The organism is Kribbella sp. CCNWLW201, from assembly GCF_037203805.1.
Classification (GTDB): domain Bacteria; phylum Actinomycetota; class Actinomycetes; order Propionibacteriales; family Kribbellaceae; genus Kribbella.
Genome location: NZ_JBBCBQ010000001.1, coordinates 1,693,187 through 1,710,498, shown reverse-complemented (window position 1 = coordinate 1,710,498; position 17,312 = coordinate 1,693,187). Strand labels below are relative to the sequence as shown.

The 17,312-nt window shown below is 67.2% G+C and carries 16 protein-coding genes; 10 read left to right on the top strand and 6 right to left on the bottom strand.

Annotated elements, in window-relative coordinates; genetic code table 11:
• Positions 1-78: 78 nt before the first annotated feature.
• Together V9K99_RS08215 and V9K99_RS08210 are read left to right on the top strand one after the other, a co-directional pair.
• Positions 79-1,062, top strand: coding sequence for an ATP-binding cassette domain-containing protein (locus V9K99_RS08215; protein ID WP_337322985.1), 984 nt, complete (start codon positions 79-81; stop codon positions 1,060-1,062).
• Positions 1,059-1,892 (top strand): ABC transporter permease, encoded by an 834-nt coding sequence (locus V9K99_RS08210; protein ID WP_337322986.1) that lies wholly within the window; start codon positions 1,059-1,061, stop codon positions 1,890-1,892. The genes V9K99_RS08215 and V9K99_RS08210 overlap by 4 nt, the downstream gene beginning before the upstream one ends.
• A gap of 137 nt (positions 1,893-2,029) precedes the next feature.
• On the opposite strand, the gene V9K99_RS08205 is transcribed toward V9K99_RS08210, so the two are convergent.
• The gene (locus V9K99_RS08205) at positions 2,030-2,797 is read right to left on the bottom strand and encodes a maleate cis-trans isomerase family protein (RefSeq protein WP_337322987.1); all 768 of its coding nucleotides are present in this window, start codon (positions 2,795-2,797) and stop codon (positions 2,030-2,032) included.
• 85 nt (positions 2,798-2,882) lie between these two features.
• On the opposite strand from V9K99_RS08205, the gene V9K99_RS08200 reads away from it, so the two are divergent.
• Entirely contained in the window at positions 2,883-4,454 is a 1,572-nt protein-coding gene (locus tag V9K99_RS08200; RefSeq protein ID WP_337322988.1) for a serine/threonine-protein kinase, read from the top strand.
• Here V9K99_RS08200 and V9K99_RS08195 read toward each other — a convergent pair.
• The 3 genes from V9K99_RS08195 to V9K99_RS08185 form a co-directional block, all read right to left on the bottom strand.
• Positions 4,451-5,332 (bottom strand): TIGR03619 family F420-dependent LLM class oxidoreductase, encoded by an 882-nt coding sequence (locus V9K99_RS08195; RefSeq protein WP_337322989.1) that lies wholly within the window; start codon positions 5,330-5,332, stop codon positions 4,451-4,453. The two genes, V9K99_RS08200 and V9K99_RS08195, sit on opposite strands and share 4 nt — an antisense overlap.
• On the bottom strand, positions 5,329-5,784 hold the full coding sequence (locus V9K99_RS08190; protein WP_337322990.1) for a nucleoside deaminase: 456 nt from the start codon (positions 5,782-5,784) through the stop codon (positions 5,329-5,331). The genes V9K99_RS08195 and V9K99_RS08190 overlap by 4 nt, the downstream gene beginning before the upstream one ends.
• A gap of 64 nt (positions 5,785-5,848) precedes the next feature.
• Entirely contained in the window at positions 5,849-6,424 is a 576-nt protein-coding gene (locus V9K99_RS08185) for a TetR/AcrR family transcriptional regulator (RefSeq protein WP_337322991.1), read from the bottom strand.
• Positions 6,425-6,504: 80 nt separating this feature from the next.
• Here V9K99_RS08185 and V9K99_RS08180 point away from each other — a divergent pair, with 80 nt between their 5' ends.
• Together V9K99_RS08180 and V9K99_RS08175 are read left to right on the top strand one after the other, a co-directional pair.
• Positions 6,505-6,954: a pyridoxamine 5'-phosphate oxidase family protein gene (locus tag V9K99_RS08180; RefSeq protein WP_337322992.1), complete on the top strand. Its 450-nt coding sequence runs from the start codon at positions 6,505-6,507 to the stop codon at positions 6,952-6,954.
• A gap of 112 nt (positions 6,955-7,066) precedes the next feature.
• Positions 7,067-7,513, top strand: coding sequence for a hypothetical protein (locus V9K99_RS08175; RefSeq protein ID WP_337322993.1), 447 nt, complete (start codon positions 7,067-7,069; stop codon positions 7,511-7,513).
• 20 nt (positions 7,514-7,533) lie between these two features.
• Here the strand turns inward: V9K99_RS08175 and V9K99_RS08170 are convergent, their stop codons facing one another.
• Complete coding sequence (locus V9K99_RS08170; RefSeq protein WP_337322994.1) at positions 7,534-9,189, bottom strand: ABC transporter substrate-binding protein; 1,656 nt, start codon at positions 9,187-9,189, stop codon at positions 7,534-7,536.
• A 141-nt stretch (positions 9,190-9,330) separates the two neighbouring features.
• Positions 9,331-10,350, bottom strand: a complete 1,020-nt coding sequence (locus V9K99_RS08165; RefSeq protein ID WP_337322995.1) for a LacI family DNA-binding transcriptional regulator — start codon at positions 10,348-10,350, stop codon at positions 9,331-9,333.
• Positions 10,351-10,462: 112 nt separating this feature from the next.
• On the opposite strand from V9K99_RS08165, the gene V9K99_RS08160 reads away from it, so the two are divergent.
• The 5 genes from V9K99_RS08160 to V9K99_RS08140 are packed head-to-tail and all read left to right on the top strand — an operon-like array spanning position 10,463 to position 17,274.
• Positions 10,463-11,821 (top strand): ABC transporter substrate-binding protein, encoded by a 1,359-nt coding sequence (locus tag V9K99_RS08160; RefSeq protein ID WP_337322996.1) that lies wholly within the window; start codon positions 10,463-10,465, stop codon positions 11,819-11,821.
• Positions 11,821-12,735, top strand: coding sequence for a carbohydrate ABC transporter permease (locus V9K99_RS08155; RefSeq protein WP_337322997.1), 915 nt, complete (start codon positions 11,821-11,823; stop codon positions 12,733-12,735). Before V9K99_RS08160 ends, V9K99_RS08155 begins: the two co-directional genes overlap by 1 nt.
• Entirely contained in the window at positions 12,732-13,574 is an 843-nt protein-coding gene (locus tag V9K99_RS08150; RefSeq protein ID WP_337322998.1) for a carbohydrate ABC transporter permease, read from the top strand. Before V9K99_RS08155 ends, V9K99_RS08150 begins: the two co-directional genes overlap by 4 nt.
• Before the next feature lie 51 nt (positions 13,575-13,625).
• A complete protein-coding gene (locus tag V9K99_RS08145; RefSeq protein ID WP_337322999.1) occupies positions 13,626-15,593 on the top strand; it encodes a glycoside hydrolase family 2 protein in 1,968 nt (655 codons plus the stop codon).
• Positions 15,594-15,639: 46 nt separating this feature from the next.
• Positions 15,640-17,274 carry a ricin-type beta-trefoil lectin domain protein gene (locus tag V9K99_RS08140; protein WP_337323000.1) on the top strand — a complete coding sequence of 545 codons (1,635 nt, stop codon included), beginning with the start codon at positions 15,640-15,642 and terminating at the stop codon, positions 17,272-17,274.
• Positions 17,275-17,312: the final 38 nt, after the last annotated feature.

Here is a 17,312-nt window from a genome sequence, read left to right as displayed (position 1 = left end):
CACGCCCAAAACACTCCGCGCGGTTCTCAGTAGCGCGGCTTTTCACCTCTACTCCACCTTCATTCGCGAGGAGCCCCCATGCCCGAAAGTCATACCCCGGCGGTCGAGATCGCCGGGCTTCACAAGTCGTTCAAGGACAAGCACGTCCTGCGCGGCATCGATCTGGACATCCCGTCCGGGATCGTGTTCGCCCTGCTCGGCGCGAACGGCGCCGGCAAGACGACCGCGATCAACATCCTCACCACCCTGCTCACCCCAGACGCCGGGATCGTGCGCGTCGCGGGTCACGATGTGGTCACCGCCTCCCATGCGGTGCGCGCGTCCATCGGTGTCACCGGGCAGTTCGCGGCTGTCGACGGGATGCTCACCGGTGAGGAGAACCTGCGGATGATGGCCAGCCTCGCGCACCTCGACACCAAGCGTGCCAAGGCTCGCAGCGCGGAACTCATCGAGCAGTTCGACCTCGGCGAGTCGGCGAAGACGGTGACGGCTCTCTACTCCGGCGGGATGCGTCGCCGCCTTGACCTGGCCATGTCCCTGATGCTGGACCCGGCCATCGTGTTCCTCGACGAGCCGACCACCGGCGTCGACCCGCGCGGACGCGCCGTCATGTGGGACATCGTGCGCGGCCTCGCCGCACAGGGCACGACGATCTTCCTCACCACCCAATACCTCGAAGAAGCCGACGAGCTCGCCGCCCGAGTCGCCGTCCTCAACGAGGGTCGCATCGTCGCCGACGGCACCCCCGCCGAGCTGAAGAGCCGGGTCGGCGAGGGCCACATCGTGGTCGATGTCGCCACCCCGGAAGCGTTCGACACCGCCGCGCGGCTCTTCCCCGCGGCAACGGTGGATCGTGACGCGCTGAGCCTGCGCGTCAGCGAGGGCACGGACGCGAATGCGGTCCGAGACCTCCTCGTCCGCCTCGACTCCTCCCGGGTCTCTGTCACAAACCTGCGAATCGTCACCCCAGACCTCGACGACGTCTTCTTCGCCCTCACTGGCACTGCCACCACCGACAGCACCCAGACCCCCACGACCTGGGCCAAGGAGGCCGCACGATGAGCACCGCACGACTCCACGGAACCGCGCGCCCGCAGCCGTTCAGCGACACCATGACGATGCTGCACCGCAACATCCTGCACCACCTCCGCGCCCCCAGCGGAACCCTCATGATCATCGCGGTTCCGCTGATCATGCTGCTGCTGTTCGTCTATGTCCTCGGCGCAACCCTCGGTGCCGGCATCGCCGCCGGTGGTACCCGCGACCAGTACCTCGGGTACATCACACCCGGGATTCTCCTGACGACCGCGGCCTCGGCGATGCAGATGATCGCCGTCTGGGTCTCGATGGACATGACCACAGGCATCATCGCTCGCTTCCGCACCATGGCCATCTCCCGCGGCTCCGTCCTCGCCGGCCACGTCGCGGGAGGCACGATCCTGATCGCCTTCGCCATCGCCGTGCTGCTGGCGCTCACAGTCTTGCTCGGCTACCGACCCCAGGCCGAGCCGCTGCACTGGCTCGGGTTCGCAGGACTCGTCCTCCTCGTCGGCTTCACCCTCTCCTGGTTGGCCGTCGCGTTCGGGCTCTTCGCCAAACGACCCGACACCGCCAGCAACCTGCCCTTGGTGCTGATGCTCCTTCCCTTGCTCAGCGGCGGATTCGTTCCCACCGATTCCCTCCCCGGCTGGCTGCGGGGATTCGCCGAACACCAACCCTTCACCCCCATCATCAACACCATCCGCGGCCTCCTCGCCGGCACGCCCGAGACCACCGCCGCGGCGTGGGCCACCGGATGGTGCATCGCCATCGCCATCGCCGGCTATGTCTGGTCGCTGTGGCTCTACCGCCGCCACGCCGCACCCTCAGTAAGCAGCGCGACAGGTGCATGAGCGAATCCAGTCCGCTCCGCATCCAGCCAGCCTCGTGACCACCTGCATTCAACTCGCGAGCACCGCGAGCGCAAAAGGGTGAGGGCTGCAGGCGTCGCACGCGACGAAAGGAGCGCGCGGAGCTCGCTGCGAGGGCTTCAGACGAGGGTGAAGAGCTCACCGTAGTTGGTGGGTCTTGCAGCCGTGCCGGCCGCCTGCAGGAGACCCCACAGGAGGGCGGAGTTGGCGGTGAGGACCGGCCGACCGAGGTCCTGTTCCAGGGCGGAGATGATGCCGACGCTGCGGAAGCCGTTGCCGCCGATGAAGACGGCTTCTGCCTCGTCGGGTGTGTGTTTGATGATCCAGGCGTGCAGCTCGGGCGGGTTGATGCTCCGCTGGTTGCTCGGCAGCCCACACGCCCCGTGGGCGACCACATCGAGCCCCTGAGACCGGAAGTACTCAGCGCCAAGGCGGTTGAGTTCGGCATCGAACCACGGCGGATCGAAGACCGCGATCCTCTGCGCATTCATCCTCTGGAACCCAGCCACCGCCGACGCGCAGGTCGCCACGACCGGGATCCCCGCGCTGTGTTGCATGAGCCGATCAAGCACCTTCTGCTCGCCGGAAGCCCCCACGACGTACGCCGAACTCGTGAACCCGATCCCGATCGCACCCAGTGGCGCCGCCGCCAGCAGCGACACGGCCTCGTCGATGTATGGCGGCTCGACGAACGCCTTCACCGGTGCCAGCGGGATCGTCGGATCCATCACCCCGCCGCTCCTGATCCCGCCGAACGGAACCCGCGTCGCATGCACCCGAACACCGTCCGGAGCCATCGCCTGCAGTTCCGACTCAGGCCCGACATCTCCATGCGGCGTCAGCACCCCGAGCCGCACCCGCGCATCCCACCCATCCGGCTCCCACATGACGGCTCCTTCCCCCTCTTTCGATTGTGCGTCGGCAACCTCGGCAGGTGAAGACCGGATAGCCTGAGGTGTGCATCGTGGGGAGTTGATCGCGGGACGTTACGAACTGGTCGAGCGGCTCGGCCGGGGTGGTATGGGTGAGGTCTGGACCTGCCGGGACCGCGAGCTCCGCCGGGACGTGGCCGTCAAGTTCCTGGCCCTGGACGACGCAGTCTCACCCGACCTCGCACAGCGCTTCGACCGTGAGGCCGTCGCCGCCGCGCAGATCAACCACCCGAACGTGGTCGCCCTGCACGACCGCGGCCTCGACAAGGACCACCTCTACCTGGTGATGGAGCGAGTCGAGGGTACGACGCTCGCCGCGTACACCCGTGTGAACGGCCCGCTGCCGCCCGGCCGCGCGCTGGAGATCGCACAGGAGATCTGTGCCGCGCTGGTCGCCGCCCACAAGGCGCACGTCATCCATTACGACATCAAGCCGCTCAACGTGATGCTCACCGCGGACGATCGGGTGAAGGTCGTCGACTTCGGCATCGCCGGGTTCGTGCAGACCACCTTCACGGTCGCGCGTTCGGCCGACCTCCCGACCGCGGGCACCCCGGAGTACGGCGCTCCCGAGCAATTCGGCACCGAGCGCGGTGACGAGCGCTCCGACCTCTACGCGTTGGGTGGTGTGCTGTTCACCTTGCTCACCGCCCAGCCACCGTTCACCGGAAACAACGGCTTCGCGGTCGTCCAACGCAAGATGACCGAGCAGGCTCCGTCGGTGTCCTCCCTCCGCTCCGACCTCCCGCCGGCGGTGGTGCAGTTGGTCGACGAACTCTTGCAACGCGACCCGGACCAACGTCCGCAGAAGGCAGCTGAGGTCCACGACCGCATCGCCCGCCTGCGCGCGGCTCTCGACGTCCTGGACCTCTCCAACGCCCCGACTGTTGTTGCCAAAGGCCCCGACTTCCAGCCGCCGACAGTCCGGTTGCCGCAGAACGACAGCTCGTTCGAGATCGCGTGGGGCGACCAGGCGCGGTCCGGCCGCCGCTCACCGTGGTGGACCGTGGCGGTCTGGTTCTGCTGGCTGCTCTTTGCGTTCTTCGTCGTCCTGTCGTACGTCATGCCGTCGATCTACGGGAGCGTCGACTGGCAACTGGACGGCTGGATCCGCTTCCTGCTGTACGCCGACGCACCCGGGAGAACGGCCTCCATCATCGGCATTCCAGCCACCCTGATCCTCGCCCTGGCGGTCACCAGAGCTGGTCGCCGGCCGCAGGCGACCGAGCCGTGGTCGCTCCGGATCGGCCCCGAAGGGATCACGACGGCCGATGCGCGTGGTGCGACCGCGTCGACCGGGCCGTCCGGTCGTCGTACGTTCGGCTGGAACCACATCAAGATGGTCACGCTGGAGGAGATCCGGGCGAAGATGCTCAACCGGGAATCCGGTCTGCACATCCGGCTCACGAACGACGCGCCGTACACGGGCCGCTTCCGCCCGGCCGGCTGGATCCACTCCCAGTCCACCGCTGTCCGCGAGGACGGCAGCATCCCGCTCTGCGTCCTCGGCCCACTGACCGAGCAGCAGCACGCCGACCTCGTCGCCGCCCTCAACCGGCACGCCGGCCAACGCTGGCACCCAGAGATCGGCTACCTCGACGGCGCCAACTAGGGCTTGAGGGCCGCGACCTGTTCGAGGATGCGCCAGTCCTCTTCGGCGGTACGGCGTACGTCCGGGCTGATGTAGGTGTCCAGTACGACGTACTCCGCGCCGAGCTCCGCGAGGCCGGCCAGGTCCGCGCGGATCTGGTCGAGCGAACCCTCGCCGAGTACCCGGTCGTCGTCGGCCAACTGCGTCGTCGGATGCGCCCGGATCCGTGGACAAAGCGCCGGTACGGCGACACCCGCGTCGGCTGCCGCGGCCTGGAGCATCGGCATGCCTCGGGATCGCAGCCAGTGTGGATGCGGGTTGATCGGGTGCCAGGCGTCACCGTGCCGGATCGCCCGCCGGATCGCGGCCCGGCCTGCCCCGCCGACCCACACCGGCGGGCATCGGTCCGGCCGTGGTCCGGTGTGGATTTCGTCGTACGGCGCATGCGGTCCGGGAGACGAGGCGATGTCGTTGCTCCAGGCATCGACGATTGCGGCCAGGTACTCGTCGGTGATGGCGCCGCGGCGCTCGAACGGTACGCCAAGGGCGGCGTACTCCTGCTCGGACCAGCCCGACCCGACGCCGAGCACGAACCGGCCGCTGCTGAACTGGGCGAGGTTCGCGCCGACGCGGGCGGTCTGCAACGGATGCCGGTAGGGGAGGACCGTGACCGACGTACCGAGTTCGAGTCGCGTGGTGTGCGCGGCGAGCCAGGTGATCGTGGTGAACGGGTCGTAGAACGGGGCCGGGTACAACGCCTGCACCTCGGGAGCGAGGGCGATGTGGTCGGAGATCATCACCAGCGCGAACCCGGACTCCTCGGCGAACCGTGCCCAGCCGAGCAACGATTCCGGCGTGGTGCCCGGGCCGTAGTTGAGCAGGTTCAGCCCGAACTTCACCGCTTGGCCTCCAAGAAGACGGCGAACGGCTCCCGGGCCTCGGGCAACGAGATCTGCTCGATCCGGCCGGGATCGAGCCGGCGGGCGGCCGCCTGGATGTCGATCAGCACGGGTGCGAACGGCGTACCGAGATCCGGCACCCACTCCTTCGGGGCCGCGTAGACGATCCGGTCGACCTCGGCCGCGATCGCGACCGTGTGGCAGATCGGACACGGCTCACAGCTCGAGTAGAGCGTCGTACCGGCCAGGCTGATAGTCCCGAGCTCCCGGCAGGCAGCCCGTACGGCGACCACCTCGCCATGTGCCGTGGGGTCGTTGTCCGCCAGGGCCGTGTTTACTCCGGTCGCGACGACGTCGCCACCGTTCGCGATCACCGCACCGAACGGCAACTGCCCCTCGGCGCCATTCACCCGCGCCAACTCGACTGCCTGCCGCAAGAAGGGAAGATCCATGGGCCGACGCTACATGGCTCGACCTCGGGGTGGGGTGCTCGATCCGTAGCCTGACCCGTGGCTGTCACCCGTTGGCGATGGTCACGACGAGATCGGCAGCGCGGTTGGTCAGCTCGCGGCGGCCGGTCGCGCCGGCGTGGATCTGCATCGCGACGCCATCCAGGACGGACGTGATCAGCCGGGCCCGGGCGGCGATCTCCGCCTCTCGCAACCCGGGGGAGACCCGGCGGAGCAGGACGCTCAGCTCGCGGTAGAAGGTCTCGTAGATCTCGCGGTTGAGCTCGCGGAATCGTTCGTGGTGGTAGGCGAGCAGGGACATCGTGCCGAACACGCTGCCCGCGCCGGTCGTCCAGTTCCGGACGAGGGCGCGAGCGGCCGTCTTCAGGCCCTCCGCCGACTCGACCGTCGTCGCCAGCCGCACGGCCTCGAGGTCGCGGTCGAACTCGGCCCGGATCACCGCTTCGAGCAGGTCGTCGCGGGTGGCGAAGTAGTACTGCAGGTTCCCGAGCTTCATCTCCGCCTTGGCCGCGACCCGGCGCAGGACGAACTGATCGAACCCCTCCTCGACCAGCAGCTCACGCGCCGTCGCCAGCAACGCGTCGCGCCGGACCTGGCCGCGGTTGCTCAGCGAAGTGCCCATGGACAGGCAGTCTACCCCGCTAGGTCAGTGACCTATTATGGGTCACTGACCTAGAAATGAACCCGATGAAGGGAACTCCTATGCCAGACCGCATGACCGTCGCCGAGCGCGAAGCATTCCTGTCCGAGGTCCGGGTCGGCGTCCTCAGCGTCGCGTCGGACCGGCCCGACCGGGCACCGGTCAGCGCGCCCGTGTGGTACGACTACCGCCCCGGCGCCGGCGTCACGATCATGATGAACGCGAAGTCCCGCAAAGGCGTGGCCCTCGAGGCCGCACAGCGTTTCGTCCTCGTCGTCCAGTCCGAAGCTCTCCCGTACCGCTACGTGACCGTCGAGGGCCCGCTCTCCGAGGTACGGCGTCCCGACACCGAGAAGGATCTGCTCCCGCTGGCCGTTCGCTACCTCGGCGACGAAGGCGGCCGGGCCTACGCCAAGGAATGGGAGGAGGCCGGTGCCGCGGACACCGACCTCGTCTACGTCATGAAGCCCACCCACTGGAACACGGCCGACTTCACCAACGACCTCGCCTGAGCGCCTGTCCGCGGAGTGAAAGGGGATTGAAAGCGGGTCCTCCTAGTGTCGTTGGAGTAGGGCAGGGCGGCCATCGGGGCGGCCCTGCAAACCAACGGATCGGGGGATCCTCATGCGTGTTCTCACGACGGCAATGACCAGTGCCGCGATCGTTGCGCTGTCCACCGTGGCGGCGCCGGCATTTGCTGCCGAAAAGCACGACTCGGCCGCACCGCAGGCGGCCGGCTGTATCGGTGCCAACTTCAACGAACGGCGCTCGTTGAACTCGGGCGAGGCGATCTGCAAGGGCAACTATCTCGTTCGGATGCAGCCGAACGGCGATCTCGTCCTGCGGGTGATCTCGACCGGCCGCGCCTGCTGGCACTCGGGCACCTACACCGCCGGGGCCAGCGCGACGTTCCATGCCGGTCGGCCGGGCAACCCGCCTGCCCGCCCGTACGTCCAGATCGCCGGCACCCGCCTGGAGGGAGCCAACAACCTCGGCGACCTGGGGACCAACGCCAACGTCAACTCCAACGGCGAATTCTGGATCGGCTACGCCAAGCGCGGCGCCTGCTGACCCAGTGCCGTAGGCCCCGCTCAGCCGTGCTTGTCCTTGTAGCGCTGGCGGGCGGTGTTGACGAGGTCCAGATAGCGTTTCGACCCCTTGGCCTCGAGCTCCTGCTGGAAGGCATCCCATTCCGTCAGGGGCTTGCGGCCGAGGATGAACTCGAGGGTACGGCGGTCGACGGTGTCCTTGAGTGGGGTCGTGAGCAGGGTGACCTGTTCACGTTCGGCGTCCGAGAGTGGAGCGGGGGGACTCTCGGGCACCGGCTTGCGGGTGGTGAGAGTGGCCTTCTGGAACGCCACTTCCTCGTCCGATTGCATCGAGCGTTCCAGATCGGTCGTCAGGCCGTCCTGCAGGATGTTCAGAGCGAACCCGTAGTCGCGCTCCAGGTCCTTCTTCGCGCCGGGGTTGAGGCTCAGGTAGCTGATGCCGTCGGCAAGCTTTCGCTTGCCTGCGGCATCCTTCGTGTAGGTGACGCCCTCGACGCCCCACTTGACGAACTCCTTCGCGGACTTGTCGTAGCAGAGCCAGTCGATGAACTGCAGCATGGCGACGAAGTTCGGATTCTTGCGGGCCGCGGCGCTGATCATGAAGCCGTGCCACAGCCGCCCGCCGCCCATCAACGCACCCGCGGGGCCGGCCGGCTGCACGATCTTGGCGATCTTGTACTTGCCGGGGCCGAGCAACTGATCCATTTGGCGCCGCCAGAGCGGGATATTGCCGGAGTTCCCGTTCGTGACCAGCGACTTGCCGGTGACGAACTTCCGCTCGGCCAGCTCGGTCGCCTGCGTGTAGGACTCCGGATCCATCAGGCCTTCGGCGATCAAGCTGTTGAAGTACGTGACCAGGTCCTTGTGCTGTGACGTCGACGGGCCGTAGACGAACTTGTCCGCGGCCGGGTCGTAGACCATGCCGTTGCCGAATCCCCAGCCCGCCCGCGTCCCGAACGACACCGCCGCGAAGTTCAGCGTGGAGTTGCCCTGGTAGTTGTCCGAGAACGGATGCACACCGGGGAACTTCTCCTTCAGTCCCCGCAGCGCCGTCCGGACCTCGTCCCAGGTCTGCGGTACGGCGATCCCCGCCTGCTCGAACTTGTCGGCCCTGATCGTCAGTGTGAAGTCCGGGTTGCGATCCTGGAACATCCCCGGCAGCAGGTAGTAGCGGCCGTCCTCCTGCCGCATCCGGTCGAGATCGGCCTGCAGCCCGTACTCCTCGACCCGGGCCCGGAAGTTGGGCATCAGGTGCACGTAGTCGCTCACCGGCAGGATGGCACCCGACGAGGTGAGTGAGCTCTCTTCGCCGACGTACGTGAGCGGGATCAGCATCGGTGCGTCGCCGGCGCTGATCTGCAGGCTGCGCTTGCTGATGTAGTCGCTCAGCGGTACGACGGTCGCCTGCAGTTTCACCCGGGTGCGCTTGGTGAGCTCCTGCCACACCATCCAGTCCTTGCGGTACGGCACTTCCGGCCACTCGGGGAAGTACGTCGTGAAGGTGAGGTCCTCGGTGGCGGTGAACGGCTGACCGGCCTTGAAGTCGGTCATGGCTCCCTTCGACACGTCGGCCAGATCGCCGGCGTCTCCGGCCGATCCGCTCCCGTCGCAGCCCGCCGCGCCGACGGCGGCGGCTGCTGTGGCCAGGCCGGCTTTGAGCAGGGTCCGGCGGGCAAGGCCGGTGCGTGAGTCGGTCATGATTCCTCCGAAGCGGGCGAAACTATCGGGATCAGGTCGACATTTGCGTCGATCTACGCGCATAACATTCGCGTTTCCGGCAAGGTATAGCCTTCGGTCACCGCTGTGAAGACCGGAGAGGATTTCCGATAGTTTCGACGCTCAGTGCGTCGGCTTTCCCGTCGTACTCTCGCGGATCGCGAGGTCGTAGTCGGCCGGGAGCTCGGCGGGTGGGGACTGGTCGCCGTCGAGGCGGTTGAGCAGGAGCTGGACGGCGTGCTTCGCGATCTGCGTCTTGTCCGGGCGGATCGTGGTCAGACTCGGGGTGCTGTAGCGGCCGTCCTCGATGTCGTCGAACCCGACGAGGGCGATGTCCTCGGGGACGCGGAGGCCGCGGCTGAGGATTGTGCGCAAGGCGCCCAGCGCAAGCAGGTCGTTGTAGCAGAACACGGCGTCCGGCGGTTCGGGCAAGGCGAGCAGGTCGGCCATCGCTGCAGCGCCGTCGGCCCGGTGGAAGAACTCGGTCGGGCGGATCAGCTCCGGGACAATCTCCAGACCGGCTGCGCGCAAGGCGTTCTGATAGCCCTCGGTTCGCAGTCGGCCAGTACGGCGGCTCTCGTCGGACTGATCGCCGATCGCGGCGATCCGCTGCCGGCCGAGCTCGATCAGGTGCCGGGTGGCGAGCTCCGCCGCACCGACGTTGTCGACCATGATGTGGTCGAGCCCGCCCTGGACCACGCGCTCGCCGAGCAGCACCACGGGAGTGGACGACGGTCGGTCGCGCAGGTCGGCGTCGCCGAGTGCGAGTGGGTTGAAGATCAGCCCGTCGAACATCGCCGCCCGACTGCCGCGCATCACCAGTTCGCGTTCGCGCACCGGGTCGCCGTCGGTCTGGTCCACCACCACCGTGTAGCCGGCGGCCGCGGCCTGCTCGATGACGGCCCGGGTCAGCTCGGCGAAGTACGGCACGTCGAGCTCTGGGAGGACCAGGGCGATCAGGCCGGACCGCCCGCGTCGCAGCGTGCGGGCGACCGCGTTCGGCTGGTACCCGAGCTCGTCGAGCGCCCGTTGCACCTTGGCCCGCGTCTCCGGCGCGACCTGAGGGAAGTCGTTGACGACATTCGACACGGTCCGGACCGAGACGCCGGCGCGTTCGGCGACTTCACGCAGTGTGGCGGGCACTGGGTACCTCTTCCCGGTCGGCGAACTCTTGACACTTGCAACGTTGCAAGCTTAGCGTTCCCAGCATCGATTGCAACGTTGCAAGCCACGGCAAAAGTCATGAGGACGCGACATGGCCCATCCCTTTTCAGCCCCTGTCTCCCGCCGTACCGTGCTCCGGGGCGCTGGTGCCGCCCTGGTGGCCGGCGGTCTCGGCGCCTGCGCACCGGGCAACACCACCGGCAGCACCCCGCTGCCCACCACCAGTGCGACCACGCCGCCGTCCGGTGAGATCACCATCTGGGACCGCACCGGCGACCTGTACAAGGTGTTCGACAAGGCGATCGCGACGTTCACCGCGAAGTACCCGCAGGTGAAGGTCAACCACGTCGCCGTCGACATCAACGCCAAACTCCCGGCCACGCTGATCAGCGGCGCCGGTGTCCCCGACGGCGCCTTCTACGACGACGCCCTGCTGACCGGTGTCGCGCCGCACCTGCACGACCTGAGTCAGCTGATCGAGCAGTACAAGCCGGACATCGCGCCGTACAAGCTGGGCGTGGTCACCGTCGACAGCAAGGTCGTCGCGGTCCCGTGGGACCTCGACCCCGGTCTGCTGTTCTACCGCGAGGACATCGTCACCCAGGCCGGCGTCGACCCTGCAAGTCTCACGACGTACGACGCTCTGCTCGGTGCGGCCAGGACGGTCCGGGAGAAGTTCCCGAAGGCCCGGCCGATCCATCTGGAGAACGACCAGTTCCTGGCTCAGTTGTGGATCGACATGTTCGCCAACCAGCAGGGCGGCGCGATGGTCGATGCCCAGGGCAAACTCGCGATCGATTCCGATCCGTACCGCAAGACGCTGACCTGGCTGGACACGGTCCGCTCCGAAGGGCTGGGGACGCTGGCGAAGTACACCCAGCCGACCGATCTGCAGACCCAGGACAACGGCACCCAGGTGTTCGTGCCGTGGGCGCAGTGGTTCGTGTTCGCGCCGCAGCAGTTGCTGAAGGCAAGCAAAGGCAAGTGGCGGGCGATGGCGCTGCCCGCCTGGCAGGCGGGTGGTCCGCGGGCTGGTGTGATGGGCGGTTCGTCGTTCGTCATTCCGGCCAAGTCGAAGAACCCGGAGCTGGCCTGGCGGCTGTACGAGCATCTCGTCTTCAGCAAGGAGGGATACACGGCGGTCTACGGGCCGAACGACGTGTACCCGGGTGGGCTGAACACGTCGATCCCGTCGTACCTGCCGGCGCTGGATCCGAACACTCCGCTGTTCAAGTCGATCGACGCGCTCGGCGGCCAGGATTTGTGGAAGGTGGCGGTCGAGGCCGGTAAGCAGGTCCCCGGCGGGTACACGATCCCGACCTGGTGGGGCAAGGCCGTCGACTACTTCGGGGTCAACGTGCAGAAGTTGCTCGCCGGGCAGCTGAGCCCGGACGAGGTGCTCAAGACGTCCGCGACCCAGATCCAGAAGAACCTGATGGGGCCCAGTTGATGGTGACCGTCACCGAAGCGGCCCAGACTCGGCGGGAGGCGTCTCCGGTACGACGTCGCCGCCGGGTCAAGGCCGCACCGTACCTGTTCGTCGCACCGTTCGTCCTCGTCTTCGCGGCGTTCAGCGCCTATCCGATCTTCTTCGCGCTCCAGTTGAGTTTCACCAACTGGCACGGCGCCGGGGTGCTGGAGTTCATCGGGTTCGCGAACTACCGGTTCCTGCTGGCGAGTCCGGACTTCTGGCAGTCGATGGCCACGTCGGGTGCCCTGTGGCTGCTCGTCGTACCGGCGCAGGTTCTGCTGGCGTTGACGATTGCGGTCGCGTTGCGCAAGGCAAGGTTTCGCGGGCTGTTCAGCGCCGCGCTGATCGCGCCGTTCGTGACGCCGCTGGTGGCGATGGCGCAGGTCTGGATCATCTTGTTCGACAAGGACTTCGGCGCGGTCAACCACGGCCTGACCTCACTCGGATTGCCTGCGATCGGATGGTTGACAACCTCGGTGTGGGCGAAGGTGACCGTTGCGCTGTTGGTGCTGTGGCGGACGACCGGGTACGCCGTCATATTGTTGATGGCAGGATTGTCGACAATCCCCTCGGAGGTCTACGAGGCCGCGCGGATCGACGGCGCCGGCGCGTGGCATCAGTTCTGGTCGATCACGGTTCCGCTGGTCACCCGGACGTTGAGCTTCGTCGTGGTGATCGGGACGCTGACCGTGTTCCAGTTGTTCGCCGAACCGTACGTCGTGACGGGTGGCGGACCCTTCAACGGCACCCGGACCGCCGGGCTCTATCTGTACAAGCACATCACCAACTCCGATCTCGGACTCGGTGCGGCGAACTCGATGCTGCTCGTGGTGATGGTGCTGGCGCTGTCCCTCGCCTCCATCCGGCTACTGCGTTCGAAGGAGGACGGATGAAGCTCGGCGTTGTTGGGCGCTACGGACTGCTCACCATTGCCGGTGTCGTCAGCTTGGCGCCGCTGCTGTGGATGATGGTGTCGTCGCTCAAGCCCGGTGGGGACATCATCGCGCGGCCGTTCAGCTTCGATCCGGGGCAGCTGACGTTGCACAACTTCCGGGCGATGCTGGACACGATCCCGATCGAGACCGGCTTCCGGAACACCGCGATCGTCGTCTTGATCAAGGGCGCGCTGACGATGGTCTTCTGCCCGATGGCCGGGTTCGCGTTCGCGAAGTACGACTTCCCCGGTAAGCGGCTGCTGTTCGGGACCGTGCTGACCACGCTGATGCTGCCGACTCTCGTGCTGCTCATCCCGCTGCTGCTGGAGATGAGTCAGCTCGGCTGGGTCAGCACGTTCCAGGCGCTCATCCTGCCCGGCGCGATCGATGCCTTCGGGGTGTTCTGGATGCGCCAGGTGATCATGTCCATCCCGGACGAACTGCTCGACGCCGGCCGGGTCGACGGTGCCGGTGAGCTGCGGATCTTCGCGAGCATCGTGCTGCCGGTGATCCGGCCGGGCCTAGCGGCACTCGGCGTACTGACCTTCATCAACATCTACAACGACTTCGTCTGGCCCGTCGTGGCGGTGAACGACGAGCAGCACCAGACCCTGCAGGTGATGCTGTCGGCGCTGGCGCAGAACATCCGCTCGGGTCAGCTCGGCGCCGACTGGACCAGCGTCTGGGGCCAACTGCTTGCCGCCAGCACCATTGCCGCGATCCCGGTGCTGATCGTCTTCATCGTCCTGCAACGTCACCTGATCAAGGGCGTCATGGCCGGCAGCCTCAAGGGCTGAGAGACCCCCCTCGCTCCGCTCGGGGTGGGGAAGAACCTGGAGAGAACAACCGTGAACACACCACGTCCCGAATACCCTCGTCCGCACTTCGACCGCTCGGCGAAGTGGCTGAACCTCAACGGCGAGTGGGACTTCGCCCCCGATATGGAGGACGAGGGACGCACCGCCAGTTGGCAGGCGGCCGACGGTTGGCCGTCCGGCGACGGTTCGACGGGCGATGCCGGCCCGGCGACCATCGTCGTCCCGTTCCCGTGGGAACACCCCGCCTCCGGCGTGACCAGGCATTGGCTGCCCACCGCCTGGTACCGCCGGCGGATCGAGCGTCCGGCGGAGTGGGCCGGCCAAAGGACGATCCTGCACTTCGGTGCCGTGCACCATCACGCCACCGTGTGGGTCAACGGTCAGCTGGCGACCGAGCATGAAGGTGGTTACCTGCCCTTCGAGGCCGACATCACCGACCTGCTCGACTCCGATGGCACCGGGACGCTCGTCGTCCGCGTGCAGGCGCCGGTGGACAAGCGGTTCATCCCGCACGGCAAGCAGCGGAGTATGCCGGCCGACGACTACGACGGCTGCGCGTTCACCCCGTCGAGCGGGATCTGGCAGACCGTCTGGCTCGAGCCGCGTCCGGCGTCGTACATCTCCCACCTGTCCCTCCGCCCGACACCCGAGCTCGACGGCATCGAGGTCGCCGTGACGGGCCCTTCGCCGATCCGGATCGAGATCCCGGGCGTCGTCGTACGCGAGTACGACGAGCTGTCCGGCCCGGTCACGCTGTCGATCCCGGAGCCGCGGCTGTGGAGCCCGGAGGATCCGCACTTGTACGACGTCGTGGTCACCGCCGGCGAGGACACGGTCCGTGGGTACACCGGGCTGCGCCGGATCGAGTGGCAGGGCAACAACCTGTTGCTTAACGGCGTACCGACGTACGTGCGTGGTGTCCTGGACCAGGGCTTCTGGCCGACCGGTGGTCACACCGCACCGACCGACGACGCGCTGAAGCGGGACATCGTGCTGGCGCGCGAGGCCGGGTTCAACCTGGTCCGGAAGCACCTGAAGCTCGAGGATCCGCGCTGGCTGTACTGGGCCGACCAGCTCGGCATGCTGGTCTGGGCCGAGCCTCCGTCGACCGGTCGCTTCACCGACGAGGCCGTTGCCGCCTTCGAAGAGGTGACGGCCGGGATGGTCGGGCGCGACGGCAACCATCCGAGCATCGTGATCTGGGGTGCGTACAACGAGGAGTGGGGACTCGACTGGGACGTCCCCGGTGATCCGGCGAAACAGGACGCCGTACGACGTGCGTATCGGATCGTCCGTGATGCGGACCCGACGCGGCCGGTCGTGGACAACTCGGGCTGGGCGCACGTCGAGACCGATCTGGTCGACTGGCACTACTACGACGATGACGTGGCGTCGTGGGCCGCGGTCGTCGACCGGCTGGTGAACACTGCGGACGGCAGTTTCCCGGTGCGGCTGGGCCCGGACTTCGTTGCGGACAAGGCGATTGCGGCCCCTGGGTTCGATGGTTCGGAGCTGATCCAACTCAACGGTGAGTACGGCGGTGGGTCGACCAGCGTGGAGCGTGGCTGGCATCTGCGCTGGCAGACGCAGGAGCTGCGCCGGCACGCCCGGAACGCGGGCTACATCTACACCGAGCTGTACGACATCGAGCACGAGACGGTCGGCATCTACACGTACGACCGGCGTACCAAAGACCTCGGTGGCACGCGGCCGTCCGACGTCCACGCTGAGACCACGCTGGTCATCGACATCACGCCGGAGGCGCCTGGCCGCGATCTGGTCGGCGCTGCGACTGTGCCGGTCCGCATCTCCCATCACGGCCGCGGTCCGTTGATCGGCACGTTGCACTGGGCAACGGGATCCACGCCGATCGAAGCCAAGCCTTTTGCCGTCACCGATCCGGTCCAGATCGCGGTGACGACACTGGGCCGGCTCCAGCTCTGGGTCACCGACCCGGATGGCGCTGTCGTCGCGAGGAGTTTTGTCGACATCGCCTGAGTTCACGGGGACACCTTCGCTCGATCCGCCTATCAGAGGAGGTTTCATGTCCGTCCGTAGGTTGTTGCTTGCCGTGGGCATCATCGCCGCGAGTCTCGTGGCCTTGCCCGCGACCGCGGCGCCGCCGGGGCAGGTGCTCTACAGCCCCAACCTGTCCACCTATCCGAACGCCGACGCCAGCTATCCGCGGGCGATCCGGCTCGACCACGACGGGAGCGGCGGCGGGACCGTGCTGGCGACGTTTGCCCGCCGCAACGAATCCGGCCCGAGTACGTTCCCGATCTTCCGCAGTACCAACGGCGGAGCCAGCTTCGGCGCGACGCCGATCAGCACGATCAGCTCCAACACACCCGGCTGGGATCTCGGCGCGCCGGTCATCTACGAGGTGCCGCGGACCGCGAACGGGCTGAACCAGGGCGACCTGCTCGCCGCCGGTACGGCGTGGGACGAGGGCAACTTCACCGCGCAGAAGATCGAGGTATTCAAGAGCACCGACCACGGCGCGAGCTGGCAGTACCTGTCGAACTGCACGCAGACGAGCGGGTTGCCGAACACCATCGGTCACGGCATCTGGGAACCGTGGTTCCTACTCGCGCCGAACAACACGCTGGCGTGCTTCATCTCCGACGAACGGCCGGCCGGGTCGCCGACCAACAACCAGATCATCGGGCACTACACCTCGACCAACGGCGGCGTGAGCTGGAGCGGCACCATCACTCCGGACGTCGCGTTCCCGAGCGACAATCTGGCCCGGCCAGGTATGTCGATCATCACCACGCTGCCGAACGGGCAGTTCATGATGACGTACGAGATGTGCCGCGACGCGACCAACGCGGACCATGCCTGCGAGGTATACATCAAGACCAGTCCCGACGGTCTCAACTGGGCACCGACCAACAGTCCCGGCACGCTGGCCCAGACGAGCGATGGTCGCCATCTACTCCATACGCCGTACATCGCCTGGGTGCCTGGTGGTGGACCCAACGGCACGCTGTTGCTCTCCGGGCAGCGCGTCGTCACCGGACCGACAGGCAACAAGGCGGTGATGGCGGAGTCGGGATCGGTCGTGTTCGCGAACAAGTCGCTGGGCAGCGGTAGCTGGACCGAGCTCGAGGCGCCCGTCAACGTCAACCCCACCGGCAGCTACGGCCCTGGTGCCCCTGGCTGCCCGGGGTACAGCTCGCCGATCATCCCGTCCGCGAACGGTACGTCGTTCCTCTACCTTGCGGCGACGTGGCTCGGCACCGGCAACCAGTGCCAGGTGCGGTTCGGCACTGGTGTCATCGGTGGAGCGACCGGCGCGATCACCGGACCGGCAGCGGCCGGGAAGTGCGTCGACGTGGACACCAACACCGCGGTCAACGGCAATCTCGTCCAGTTGTGGACGTGTAGCGGCGTACCAGGACAGCAGTGGACGCGGATGCCCGACGGCAGGATCCAGTCGTTCGGCAAGTGCCTGGACATCGTCGGCAACGGTACGGCGAACTTCAGCAAGGTCCAGCTGTGGGACTGCGGACCCGCCGGCGGCCAGATCTGGCAGCCGCAACCGAACGGATCGTTGCTGAATCCTCAGTCAGGACGCTGCCTGGACAGCCCCGGTGGCGCGACGGCGGACGGGACCGATCTGCAGATCTACGACTGCAACGGTCTCGACCCGCAGAAGTGGAACGTCCCGGCGTAAAACGAACGAGCGGCCGCCGGCGTGATGCCTGCGGCCGC

What these genes read in the sequence shown, in the direction of transcription:
- V9K99_RS08185 (WP_337322991.1), bottom strand. Translation starts at nt 6,424, where the DNA reads ATGGGCACTTCGCTGAGCAACCGCGGCCAGGTCCGGCGCGACGCGTTG.
- V9K99_RS08170 (WP_337322994.1), bottom strand. Translation starts at nt 9,189, where the DNA reads ATGACCGACTCACGCACCGGCCTTGCCCGCCGGACCCTGCTCAAAGCC.
- V9K99_RS08210 (WP_337322986.1), top strand. Translation starts at nt 1,059, where the DNA reads ATGAGCACCGCACGACTCCACGGAACCGCGCGCCCGCAGCCGTTCAGC.
- V9K99_RS08215 (WP_337322985.1), top strand. Translation starts at nt 79, where the DNA reads ATGCCCGAAAGTCATACCCCGGCGGTCGAGATCGCCGGGCTTCACAAG.
- V9K99_RS08205 (WP_337322987.1), bottom strand. Translation starts at nt 2,797, where the DNA reads ATGTGGGAGCCGGATGGGTGGGATGCGCGGGTGCGGCTCGGGGTGCTG.
- V9K99_RS08175 (WP_337322993.1), top strand. Translation starts at nt 7,067, where the DNA reads ATGCGTGTTCTCACGACGGCAATGACCAGTGCCGCGATCGTTGCGCTG.
- V9K99_RS08180 (WP_337322992.1), top strand. Translation starts at nt 6,505, where the DNA reads ATGCCAGACCGCATGACCGTCGCCGAGCGCGAAGCATTCCTGTCCGAG.
- V9K99_RS08190 (WP_337322990.1), bottom strand. Translation starts at nt 5,784, where the DNA reads ATGGATCTTCCCTTCTTGCGGCAGGCAGTCGAGTTGGCGCGGGTGAAT.
- V9K99_RS08150 (WP_337322998.1), top strand. Translation starts at nt 12,732, where the DNA reads ATGAAGCTCGGCGTTGTTGGGCGCTACGGACTGCTCACCATTGCCGGT.
- V9K99_RS08155 (WP_337322997.1), top strand. Translation starts at nt 11,821, where the DNA reads ATGGTGACCGTCACCGAAGCGGCCCAGACTCGGCGGGAGGCGTCTCCG.
- V9K99_RS08160 (WP_337322996.1), top strand. Translation starts at nt 10,463, where the DNA reads ATGGCCCATCCCTTTTCAGCCCCTGTCTCCCGCCGTACCGTGCTCCGG.
- V9K99_RS08140 (WP_337323000.1), top strand. Translation starts at nt 15,640, where the DNA reads ATGTCCGTCCGTAGGTTGTTGCTTGCCGTGGGCATCATCGCCGCGAGT.